At 73.3% G+C, this 11,794-nt stretch carries 9 protein-coding genes; 4 read left to right on the top strand and 5 right to left on the bottom strand.

Annotated features, from left to right (window positions below; translation table 11 throughout):
• Positions 1-39 precede the first annotated feature (39 nt).
• Together N912_RS0137875 and N912_RS0137870 are read right to left on the bottom strand one after the other, a co-directional pair.
• Positions 40-1,017 carry an ABC transporter substrate-binding protein gene (locus N912_RS0137875; protein WP_169748029.1) on the bottom strand — a complete coding sequence of 326 codons (978 nt, stop codon included), beginning with the start codon at positions 1,015-1,017 and terminating at the stop codon, positions 40-42.
• 78 nt (positions 1,018-1,095) lie between these two features.
• A complete protein-coding gene (locus N912_RS0137870; protein ID WP_028926518.1) occupies positions 1,096-2,307 on the bottom strand; it encodes a JmjC domain-containing protein in 1,212 nt (403 codons plus the stop codon).
• Positions 2,308-2,734: 427 nt separating this feature from the next.
• On the opposite strand from N912_RS0137870, the gene N912_RS57185 reads away from it, so the two are divergent.
• Together N912_RS57185 and N912_RS64080 are read left to right on the top strand one after the other, a co-directional pair.
• Complete coding sequence (locus tag N912_RS57185; protein ID WP_156994283.1) at positions 2,735-3,649, top strand: ferredoxin family protein; 915 nt, start codon at positions 2,735-2,737, stop codon at positions 3,647-3,649.
• Between the two features lie 68 nt (positions 3,650-3,717).
• Complete coding sequence (locus N912_RS64080; protein ID WP_037068677.1) at positions 3,718-6,048, top strand: protein kinase family protein; 2,331 nt, start codon at positions 3,718-3,720, stop codon at positions 6,046-6,048.
• Positions 6,049-6,080: 32 nt separating this feature from the next.
• Here the strand turns inward: N912_RS64080 and N912_RS61095 are convergent, their stop codons facing one another.
• The 3 genes from N912_RS61095 to N912_RS0137835 form a co-directional block, all read right to left on the bottom strand.
• Entirely contained in the window at positions 6,081-7,328 is a 1,248-nt protein-coding gene (locus N912_RS61095; protein WP_084211559.1) for an HNH endonuclease signature motif containing protein, read from the bottom strand.
• A 121-nt stretch (positions 7,329-7,449) separates the two neighbouring features.
• On the bottom strand, positions 7,450-8,718 hold the full coding sequence (gene hemW / locus N912_RS0137840; RefSeq protein ID WP_084211558.1) for a radical SAM family heme chaperone HemW: 1,269 nt from the start codon (positions 8,716-8,718) through the stop codon (positions 7,450-7,452).
• Positions 8,715-9,692 (bottom strand): DUF2867 domain-containing protein, encoded by a 978-nt coding sequence (locus N912_RS0137835; protein ID WP_037068760.1) that lies wholly within the window; start codon positions 9,690-9,692, stop codon positions 8,715-8,717. Before N912_RS0137835 ends, hemW begins: the two co-directional genes overlap by 4 nt.
• 142 nt (positions 9,693-9,834) lie before the next feature.
• Here N912_RS0137835 and N912_RS66845 point away from each other — a divergent pair, with 142 nt between their 5' ends.
• On the top strand, positions 9,835-9,924 hold the full coding sequence (locus N912_RS66845; protein WP_342670892.1) for a putative leader peptide: 90 nt from the start codon (positions 9,835-9,837) through the stop codon (positions 9,922-9,924).
• Positions 9,925-10,043: 119 nt separating this feature from the next.
• A complete protein-coding gene (locus N912_RS0137825) occupies positions 10,044-11,792 on the top strand; it encodes a nitrite/sulfite reductase (RefSeq protein WP_028926513.1) in 1,749 nt (582 codons plus the stop codon).
• Positions 11,793-11,794: the final 2 nt, after the last annotated feature.

Here is an 11,794-nt window from a genome sequence, read left to right as displayed (position 1 = left end):
CGGCGGTCGCCCACCGAGGGCGACCGCCGCACCGGGCGCTCAGCGCGGCGGGGCGAGCGAGCCGTTTCCGGCGGCCGCGTCGCTGATCGCCGAGGCCATCTCGCGCGCCGCGTAAGGTAGCGACAGCGCGCTGAGCAGGAAACATGCCCGGGTGGCGGCACGGCTCAGGCACGCGGCGCGGCGTTCGCGCACCGGGCGCAGGCTCTGGAACAGCGGCGAGCCGAGCAGCGCGGCGGTCTCGGTCACGAAGTCCTGGACGAGCAGGACGTCCACCTCGTCCAGGCGGGTGAGCTCCTCCTCCGCCAGCGCGCCGGCCGGTGCGACGGTGCCGGCGTCGACGGGCGTGAGCCCGAGCTCGGACACCACGGTGCCGGCGCCGTGCACGTCGACGGTCGAGGTCTCGACGTGGACCTGCCCGCCGTGGCGGTTGATCACCGCGACCCGGCGGCCGCTCAGTCCGGCCAGCCGCGCCCTGGCGTCGGCCAGCGCGAGCTCGGCCCTGTCGATGGTCGCGGCGGCCTGCGCCTCCCGACCGGTGGCGCGCCCGAGCGTGCGGGTGCCGGCCCTCCAGTCGCCGGAGCGCAGCGCCACCGTCACCGTGGGCGCCAGCCGTCGCAGCGCGTCGAGGGCGTCGGAGACCAGGTCGGCCTGGGCGACGACCAGGTCCGGGCGCTGCGCGGCGATCCTCTCAACCGAGACGTGGGCGACCGGCCCGGCCAGCCGGGTCCCGCCCTCGGCCGCGCTCGCCCACGGCGTGAGTCCCTCGACCAGCCACGACGAGAAGCCGAACGCGACGGGCGTGACGCCGACGGCCAGCACCGCGTCCAGGTCGTCGTAGTCCATCGCGCTGACAATCCGGCCCGGCGGCGCCGGGATCTCCGTACGCCCGCCAGGATGGTCGACGGCTCGCGGAAAGCCGGGCGGGGCCACGGCCGGGCCGGAGTTCGTGTTCGCACCACCGCAGGCGACCAACCCCGCCGCCGCGGCCCCACCGACAAGCAGGGACCGGCGGCTCACGTCATCCTCAACGGGATACAGCTCAGCGAGAGGGATCATGCGCAGAGCATAAGCTAGGCTAACTTTATGTGATTCATATCACTCTCGAACGACAACCAGATGGTGCCGCAACAGCAACTCGAGCGCGGCATCGAACTGGTTCTCGTCGAGCCCGGCGGTGGCGCGCAGGGCGGTCACGGGCACGGACCGCTCGGCGGCCAGCCGTTCCAGCAGCGGCGCGAGCACGGCGGCGAACCGGAACGTCTTGCCGGCCACGGTCACCGCCACGGCGCCGTCCTCCACCCGCACGGCGGGCTCCAGCAGCGCGGTCAGCTCGACGCGGGCGGTGCCGGCGGGCGGCTCGTACCGCACCGGCCACGGCAGGTTGATCTCCGGCCGGCGCGGGAACCGGCGATCCCTGGCGGCGAGGAAGTCCGAAGGCCGGTGCCCGGCGATCACCTTCGCCAGGCTCCTGACCAGCTCGTCCTCGTGCGCCCGGCGCCGCCGCTCGTCGGCGAACCTGGGCAGGTCCTGGCGGAACAGCTCCTCGGCGTAGAGCTGCTCGACCACCCAGCGCGCCCAGTCGATGCCGGTTCGCCGGGTGAACCCGAAGGTCAGGTGCATGCTCATGTCGCCGGTGCCGCGCACCGCGTGCCACCACCCGCGCGGCACGTGGATGATGTCGCCGGCCGCGAGCGTGCCCTCCCAGATCGTGCCGTCCGGCGGCCGGTGGTCGTGGTCGGTGTCCAGCTTCATCGGGTACGGCCGACCGGGTCCGCGCACCGTCCAGTGCTTGGTGCCGGCCAGCTGGACGATCACCGTGTCATGGTCGTCCCAGTGCGTGTCGAAGCCCTGGTGGTCGCCCCACACCAGGTACAGGTTCACCTGCACCAGCTCTTTGACCAGCCGCATCAGGTCGTCGGCGGCGGCCGCGACCGGCGGGTGGAGCTGGTCGACCGAGTCCAGCACCAGGCTCGCGCCCTCCCGCAGCTCGCGGTACAGCGCGTCGGGCACCAGCACCTCGTGACCGCCGGACCCGCCGGACCCGCCGGAGCCCCCTGAGCCATCGACGCCGCCGCGCTGGGTGTAGCGGCCGACCGGCACCTGCGAGCCGTCCCGGAACAGCCGCAACCGGGGCGCGCCGAGCTGGTGCGTGCTGAGGATCTCGTTGAGGGCCGGCCAGGTCAGCAGCTCGCGCACCGAGTCCGCGCCGACCGACGCCCGTACGAAGTCCTGCCCCAGGCGTTCGCCGGCGAAGTCCGGACCCACCTGGGCGAGGAAGCTCTCGGTGAACAGTTGCGCGGACGGCATGCGTCGGCTCTCCGTGGGTCTCGAAGGATCTCGAAGGGGTGAACATGAGGGCCGGCCCGCCGGAGGCCGATGTCGACCCCCGACGAGACCGGCTGTACGCGTAGGCACGCGCGGCTCACCAACCGTCACACGTGACTACACAGAGTTACACTCAGACGAAGTCCGAGCTCCGGTCGCTACCGTCGTTGTCACTGTTCGTCTCGCGACGGACAACGACGCTTTCCTCCTCGACACCGAGCAACAGAGCGTCCTGAGCAGCCATGTTCACCTCCCCTCGGGCCCCGACACACCGAATCGGTCGATCACGGCCGGCCCGTGAACCGGGCCATCAGTAACCTACGCAGGTGACCATCGATCCCGTCAAGGGAAGGCACGACCCCGTGTCACCGGGTTGATCGGAAGTTAGGCTAGCCTTATTCTCGTGAGCGTGATCAAGTTGCCCCACTGCGCGGCGCTGGCTCGCCAACTCGGCGAGCGACCGACAGGCACCGCGTCCAGGATCAGGTCGGTGTTGCTCATCGAGCACACCGGCCCGTGGGCAGTGGACGTGCGGGAACGGGTGCTGACCGAGTGCTTCGGTCCGTCCGCCCCGGAATGGATGGACGAGCTGCACGTCCGGCGCGGGCTGCGCGCGCTGGTGATCCGCCGCCCCGGCCGCAACTCCAAGCCCGAGCGCCCCTCGGTGTTCGCCGGCGGCTGCGAACCGGGCCGGCGCTGGCTGGAACGCCTCCCGGTGGACCGCCGCACCGACCTCGCCGACCTGGACCTGACCGAGGTGGCCCTCGGCCCCGGCGGCCTCGGCGAGCCGGTGGCCGACCCGCTGCTGCTGGTCTGCGTGCACGGCCGCAAGGACGCCTGCTGCGCCATGCTGGGCCGCCCGGTCGCCGACGCGCTGGCCGCCGAGTACCCCGACCAGACCTGGCAGTGCACCCACTTCGGCGGCGACCGCTGGGCCGGCAACCTGCTGGTCGCCCCGCACGGCTTCATGTATGGACAGCTCAGACCGGCTTCCGTGATGCCGGTCGCCGCGGCCGCACAGCGCGGCGAAGTTGAGCTGGACAACCTGCGCGGGCGGGTCGGCATCGACCCGTTCGCGCAGGTCGCCGAGATCGCCATCCGGGAGCGCACCGGCCTCACCGGCCTGGACGACACCCTCGCCGGCGTCCCCGACCGGCAGGGCGACGACCAGGCGGTGGTGGAGGTGCGGACGGCCACGGGCGCGCTGTTCCGCGTCCGCGTGCGCCACACCCCGCTGGGCGTGCACGGCCACTCGGTCTGCTCCGGCGAGGCGCGCCCGCACCGCTTCGAGGTGCTCGACATCGAGATGCCCGTGCCGGCCTAGGCACAGTGACCTGAGGACGCGCGCCACGGTGGTTGCGATCTCGGGCGCCCCGTATCGTCAGACCCGCGATGAGCCCGTCCACCAGTCTGAGCCAGCAGCTCTCCCGCGAGGCACCCCGGGTCGGTGAGTACCGGCGGGGAAGCCGCGTACGGACGACGCCGGCCGGCACCTGGTTCCCCGCCGTCGGCCCGACCGACCAGCCCGCCGGCCTGCTGCTGGTCCACCCCGGCGTGGACCTGAAGGTCCTGCTCCCGACCATCGAGCGACTCGCCGGCCTGAACCTGCCCGGCGTCCACCGACCAAACCCCGAGCTGGTCCAACAGGCCGGCCGCAACTGGCTGGTCACCGACGGCCCTCCGGTCCCCGCCCTCGCCGACGTCCTCGACGACGGCGCGCACCGCACCCCCGCCAACGCCGCCGCCCTGCTCACCGACATCGCCACCACCCTGCTCGCCGTACACCAGGCCGACCTCACCCACGGCAACGTCGACCAGCGCAGCGTCCTGCTCGGCCCGCACGGCACCGCGCTCCTCACCGACTGGGGCACCAGCACCACCGCAACCCCCGCCGACGACGTCCGCTCCTGGACCGCCCTCGCCCGCCTCCTCGCCGACCGCTGGCACCTCGACGACGACGCTCCACCCCCCGCCCTCACCGCAGCCATCGAAGCCATCGAAGCCACCGAAGCCACCGAAGCCACCGCCAAGGCCGACCCCGACGGCCTGACCGCCGCCATCAACCACCTCGCCGACCTCGCCGCCTCCGCCGACCGCACCACCCTCACCGCGACCGCCCAAGCCGCCCTCACCACGCTCGGCGGCCCCACCCCACCCCCCACCGCGCTCCCTGCGCCCAAACCCAAACGCTTCCGCCGCACCGCGAAGCCCCGCACCCCAACCGCCCCACCGGAACCGCCCCCAACCCCGCCACCCGCACCCATCCCGCCCCAAGAACCGCCTACGGCCCCACCTCCAGCCGCCAGGGCGCCCACTCCCGCGCCTCCCGCCGCGCCCGAACCCCCCAAGCCCGATGAAACGCCCGTAGCCGACGCAGCCACCGCCGACGCCACCGCCGACGCCGCACCCGAGACCGAGCCGGACCCCGAGACCGAGCCCGCCCCCGATCCACCAACGCCCGCGCCGGAACTCACCGCCGACACACCGGAGCCCTCCGCACCGACCACCACCGCCCCAGGAACCCGAACACCACCCGCCCCACAGGCACCCGCCCCACCCACCACAATCACGGCGACCCCACAGCCCAACAACACACCCGCACCATCCGCCGCAGAGACCCCACAAGCCCCGGAACCGCCCGCCGTCGAGAGCCCAAAGCCCGCCACACCGGCCGACGGCGCGGCCAGCGACTCCTCGGCCACGCCGTCGCCGCCCGAGGCTCCGTCTCACCCCGTCACCCCACCGCTCGCCACCCCAGCACCAACCAGACCCGATACCGCGGCACCGGACGCATCCGTCACTCCGGCACCGGACACACCCGACAGCCCAACGGCGGACACACCCGACACCCGCGCAGCGAACGCACCCGCCACCCCGGCACCGGACACACCCGCGAAACCGAAACCGAAGCCAACCCCGACGCCGCGCAGGCCGACACCCTCGCCAAGACCCCGATCACCACGCGCTGCCGCGCCGGAGCCCGCCACCGAAACCCCGTCGAAGCCGCCGCCCGCGACACCACCAAAGCCGACCCCCACGCCACGACCGAGGCCGACGCCTACCCCGCCCGCGGATCCCGCACCGCCGACCACCCCGGTGCGCCTGCCCACCACTCCGCGCCGGGCGTTCACTCCCCCGCACGGCTCCCGGCCGCCCACCGGCCGCCCGCCCGCGCCTCCGGGCCACCACACGCCTCCCGGCCAACGCATGCCGAACGGCGTGACCGGCACCCAGCCGGGCGCCCCCGTGCCGCCGCGACGACCGAGCTGGCAGCCCGCGCGACCCATGCCGACGCCCGGACAACCGACCGGCGAACCCAGGCGCAAGCGTCGCTGGATCTTCGTGACGTTCTGCGTCCTGACCGTGGCCGTCGTCCTCACCGCCGCCGTGACGCTGTTCGTGGTGTTCGAACAGAGGCGCGGCCCGTCACAACTGCGGGTCGACTCCGTCACCCTGTGGAAACACCAGGTCGGCACGACGTGCACCTTGATCGGCGTGATCACCACGAACGGCGAGGAGGGCACCATCGCCTACGGCTGGACCAGCGAGACGGGCACCGGCCCGGTCATCACCGAGCCGGTCGGAAACGGCCGCGAGCAGGTCGAAGCCCGCTACGACTGGCACGCCGAAGGCACCCAGACGCTCGATCCCGTGGTCAGCCTGCAGGTCCTCCAACCGGAGCTGAAGCAGGTCATCGCCCACCCGGCGACCGACTGCCGCTGAACGGACCGCTCACCGTATCTTGTTCAGCGCGGTTACAGCCGCCGCCGAGGCGTTTGCGCGGGATCGATCCAGGGCGGCGGTATGAATTCCGCACCGCCGTCCCCCATACGCACCGACCAACCCGAACAATGGACCATTCGGTGATGCACCCGGCATAGGAGAACGACATTGTCGACGCTGGTTTCGCCGCGGTCGCGCGCCCATTCCTTGATATGGTGCAGGTCGCACCACGCCGGCGGACGCCCGCACCCGGGAAAGGCGCAGCAGCGGTCCCGGGCGACCGCCGCCCGGCGCATCCCGGCGGTCGCGGCACGGACCTTGCGCCCGAGGTCGAGCACCTCGCTGCGCCCGCGTATCACCATTGGGATGACCATCGCGTCGCAGGCCAACATTCGCAGCTCACCCGGGCTCGGGATGCCGCCGAAGTCAAGCCGGCCGGAGCGCGCGCGGTTCTCCAGGTCCTCCAGGTCGACAGTGACGTTCAGGTGCGGCCGCTCGCCGCCGACCTCGGGCAGCTCGGCGTGGTCCAGCGCGAACCGGCACACGTCGACCAGCGCGTCGGCCTGGCGTTGGGCCAACCCGCGCGGCGCCCCGGGCAGCGGCTTGGAGAGCGCGTCGAGCGCGGTGGCCACCGCCGCGAACCCGGAGGCGTCCAGCTCGCCGCGGACCCAGCCGCCGCCCCGGTCCGGGTCGGCGACCAGCCGCAACGACCGGTGCCGAGGCGGCGGATCCGGCTCCGGCCCGTCCTGGTCCACCAGGCCGATCAGCTGGTTGGCCACCGTGCGCAGGTCGGCGGGCCGGGCGCCGCTCGCGGCGTAGCCGGCCAGCTGCTTCTCGACGACCGCCCAGTCCTCCGGGTCGGCCCGCTCCGCCGAGGCACCGCCCAGCGCCGCGCGGATCGCCTCCACCCGGGCCGCGTCCAGCTCACCGTTCTCGAACGCCTCGGCCGTCGCCGCCAACCTCGGCGCAAGGACCTCGCCGCCCGGCCCGATCGGGGCGATCACCGCACGCGCCATGGCCACCCGCCGCCGCGCCACGCCCCGGTCCCAGCAGAAGAGGTCCGCGACGGCGTCCTCGGTGCGGACACCGCGATCCGCGAACACGCCGCGCCTGTCCAACGCCGCTATCAAACGCGTCAGCTGAAAATCCACCAACCGCTGCACTGCGGCGCATTCACGCAATGCCGCGATCGCATCGTCCTCACCCACCGACGGATCACACGCAGCGGCCAAGGCAGCCACAAACCCGGCGCCCGCCGCCGCGACCCCGTTCTCCGTCATGCCATCAATTGTCCAGCCGCCCCCGACAAAAACCCGCGCCCAACAACGCCACAAAAAAGAACACTCGAACGGCTCAAGCCATACGAAGAAATTCCACCGGCCGCTACACCGAACGTGGCCGCTAAACCCCGAGCAGCCCACGCACCACGGCGTCGGCGAGCAACCGGCCCCGGCCGGTGAGCACCGCCCGCCCGGCCCGCAGCGACTCGACCGACAGCAAACCGTCGGCGGCGGCGCGCTCGGCGGCGGCCCTCCCGGCGTCGTCCAGCGCCCCCACCGCGAGCCCGTCGGCCAGCCGGAGCCCGAGCATCACCCGCTCCTCGTGCCGCTCGGCCTCGGTCAGCTCCTCGCGCCCGGCGGCCGGCGACCCACCGCCGGCCAGCAGCGCCGCGTACCGGGCCGGATGCTTGACGTTCCACCAGCGCACCCCGCCGACGTGGCTGTGCGCGCCCGGCCCGGCGCCCCACCAGTCACCGTCGCGCCAGTAGCCCAGGTTGTGCCGGCACCGGGTGGACTCCGCGCTCGCCCAGTTCGACACCTCGTACCAATCCATCCCGGCCGCCGAGAGCGCGTCGTCGATGAGCTCGTACCGGTCGGCGGCCACGTCGTCGTCCGGGGCGGCCAGCTCGCCCCGGCGAATCTTCCTGGCCAGCGCGGTGCCGTCCTCGACGATCAACGAGTACGCCGACACGTGATCGACCCCGGCGGAGAGCACGGCGTCCAGCGAGCCACGAAGGTCGTCGTCCGTCTCCCCCGGCGTTGCGTAGATCAGGTCCATGCTGACCTGCGCGATCCCACCGGCCCGTGCCTCCCGGGCGGCGGCCACCGGACGCCCGGGCGTGTGCCGGCGGTCCAGCGTGGCCAGCACCCCTGGCGCGGCGGACTGCATGCCCAGCGAGACCCGGGTGTAGCCCGCCGAGGCGATGCCGGCGAAGAACTCCGGCGAGGTCGACTCGGGGTTGGCTTCGGTGGTCACCTCGGCGCCGGCGGCCAGGCCGAACGACCCCCGGACGGCGGCGAGCACGGACGCCAGCCCGTCCGCACCCAGCAGCGACGGGGTGCCGCCGCCGACGAACACCGTGTCCGCGGCCGGTGGCGTCCCCAGTACCGACGCGGCCAGCTCCAGCTCCGCGCGCAGCGCGTCCAGCCAACCCGACGGCGACGCGCCGGACCCGGCAAGCTCGGACGGCGTGTACGTGTTGAAGTCGCAGTACCCGCAGCGGACCGCGCAGAACGGCACGTGCACGTACACCCCGAACGGCCGGTCACCCAGGCCGACCAGCGCGGCATCCGGCAGGGCGGCGGACACCCCGACGGACACCCCGACGGACACCCCGGCGGGCGGCGCGGCCGGCGGCGCGGGCGTGGAGACGGCAAGCTCGGAGGTCATCTACTCCATTGTGCGCCCAGCCGCTCGGCCCTCGACCGGCCGGCAAGCCGGCGCGCGGCCCGGGTCAGCATGGCCCGCACGATCACCGGATGCACCGGCCGGACCAGCGCGAAGTACGCCCGCCCGCGCGCACTGTGCAGCCGCACGACCGTGCCGACCACCACCCGGTCCGGCTCCCGGAGCACCGAGGCGCGAAAGTCCAGGTGCCGCTCGTCGGCGCCCAGCAGCACCTCGTCCTCCGAGCGCGCGACCGTGTCGAACGACTTCCAGCCGCCCCGCGCGATCCCGACCAGCCCGACGATCGCCTCCCGCAGCCCGAGCAGCGCGACCACCCACTTCGGCGGATCCCGGAACACCGCGTCCGCCCACACCTGAGGGTCGGCCGGCAACCCGGGCCGGCACGAGACGGCGTGCGCGTCGGAGAAGTCCACCCGGGGCAGCGCGTCGGCCAGCAACGGCGTCGCGGGCACCGCCACCGAACGAGCGGACGGGCCGGCAAAACCGACGCCCCGCAGCAGCCGCACCCACGGCGACCACCGCGCCGGCCGCTCCGGGCCGATCCCGAGCGCCGACTCGGCGCGGTCGAACAGGTCCTCCAGCACGGCGTCGTGCAGCCAGCGCACCGCCAGCGGCCAGACCAGCCGCATCGAACCGCTCGCCGACCCCCGCGCGACGTGCCTGATCAGCGTCCGCTCCGGACCCACCGGCTCGATCACGAACGTATGCGTGCCGTCCAACCCCATGCCGGGCTCGAAGGTGAACTCGACGGACCGCCCCGCCCGGTACCCGGTGACCCGGTACCGGATCGGGCCGTGCCCGCCGGCCGCGCCCACCGACACCGGACGGTCCAGCACCATCGGCACCCATTCCGGCGAGGGCCAGAGCAGGTCGCCGGGACGCCCGATCGTGTCCAGCAGCGGGCTCACCCGCTCGACGGGCACCGGCAGCAGCCGCTCGTGGACGTTGTGGATCATCGTCACGCCCTCCATTCGGTACCGTATGGCGACGTTCCGTACGGTACCGTACGGCGAAGCAGGACGGGAACGGCTGTGACGGCCCTCCCAACATCTGGGCCCGGGCTGGTCAGCGGGCGGGCGGAGATGGCACGCTTGCTATGTGTCCTGCGCGCTGAGCATGCGACTGGTGGCCCGCCGCCACGTCGACTACCAGCGCGTCTCCAGCGCGATGTGCCGGTCGACCGACTGACCCGCGCCGCTCTTCCACCACGTGTGATACCGGCCGGGTAGCCCGGCTGGCTGGCGTCTGCCCACATCAGGCCCCAGATCGCCGCGCGACCCCGCCGCGACCCTGGAGGTCTGAACCAGATGGTCCCACCACCACCGGCGGCCGGCACCACCACCGAGGCTGCGCAGCGCAGTCCGGCCAGGCGGCCCGCCCGGACCGCGCGACCGGCAGCACCGAAGCGCCGACGTGGCGAGGGCCAGTGGGCGCTCGGCTACCGGGAGCCGCTGAACCCGAACGAACGCAGCAAGCGCGACGACGACCCGCTGAACGTCCGCGCCCGCATCGAGAACATCTACGCGCACCGGGGCTTCGACTCGATCGACCCCGCCGACCTGCGCGGACGGTTCCGCTGGATGGGGCTGTACACGCAGCGCAAGCCGGGCATCGACGGCGGCCGCACCGCCGCGCTGGAGCCCGAGGAGCTGGAAGACAAGTACTTCATGATGCGGGTGCGCATCGACTCCGGCGCGCTGTCCACCGAGCAGCTCCGGGTGATCGGCGAGATCTCCCAGACCTACGCGCGCGACACCGCGGACATCACCGACCGGCAGAACGTCCAGCTGCACTGGGTGCAGATCGAGGACGTGCCGACGATCTGGCGCAAGCTGGAGGCGGTCGGGCTGTACACGACGGAGGCCTGCGGCGACTGCCCCCGGGTGATCCTGGGGTCCCCGGTGGCCGGCATCGCCGCCGACGAGATCGTGGACGGCACCCCGGCCATCCGCGAGATCGCCGACAGGTACCTGAACAACAAGGAGTTCTCCAACCTGCCGCGCAAGTACAAGACGGCGGTGTCCGGCGCGCGCCGGCAGGACGTGGTGCACGAGATCAACGACATCGCGTTCGTCGGCGTCGAGCACCCCGAGCACGGGCCGGGCTTCGACCTGTGGGTCGGCGGCGGGCTGTCCACGAACCCGAAGCTGGGCCAGCGGCTCGGCGCCTGGGTGCCGCTGGACGAGGTGGCCGACGTGTGGGCCGGCGTCACCTCGGTGTTCCGCGACTACGGCTACCGCCGGCTGCGGCACCGGGCGCGGCTGAAGTTCCTGGTCGCGGACTGGGGCGTGGAGAAGTTCAGGGAGGTTCTCGAAACGGAGTACCTGCACCGCACGCTCGTCGACGGCCCGCCGCCGCCGACCCCGGACGGCGCGCGCGACCACATCGGCGTGCACCGCCAGCGCGACGGGCGCAACTACGTGGGCGTCGCGCCGATCGCGGGGCGGGTGTCCGGCTCGATGCTCGTCGAGGTGGCCAAGGCGGCCGAGCGGGCCGGCTCGCGACGGCTGCGCACCAGCGTCCAGCAGCACCTGCTGGTGCTGGACGTGCCGGACGCCGAGGTCGAGGGCCTCAAGACCGAGCTGGCCACGCTCGGCCTGCACGCCGACCCGTCGCCGTGGCGGCGCAACACGCTGGCCTGCACGGGCATCGAGTTCTGCAAGCTGGCGATCGTGGAGACCAAGGCGCGCGCCGCCGACCTGGTCGCCGAGCTGGAGTCCCGGCTTGCCGACGTGCCCGACCTGGACCAGCCGATCTCCATCCACCTCAACGGCTGCCCCAACGCGTGCGCCCGTACCCAGACCGCCGACATCGGCCTCAAGGGCCAGATCATCACCGACGCGTCCGGGAACCAGGTGGCCGGCTTCCAGGTGCACCTGGGCGGCGGGCTCGGGCTGGACGCCGGGTTCGGGCGCAAGCTGCGCGGGCTGAAGGTGGCCTCGTCCGAGCTGGGCGACTACGTGGACCGGGTGGTCCGCCGCTACGCCGCGCAGCGCACCGAGGGCGAGCGGTTCGCCCAGTGGGTGGCCCGCGCCGAGGAGGCGGACCTGCAGTGAGG

The organism is Actinospineispora acaciae DSM 45401, from assembly GCF_000620785.1.
Classification (GTDB): domain Bacteria; phylum Actinomycetota; class Actinomycetes; order Mycobacteriales; family Pseudonocardiaceae; genus Pseudonocardia; species Pseudonocardia acaciae.
This window is presented reverse-complemented; position numbering and strand designations above follow the sequence as displayed.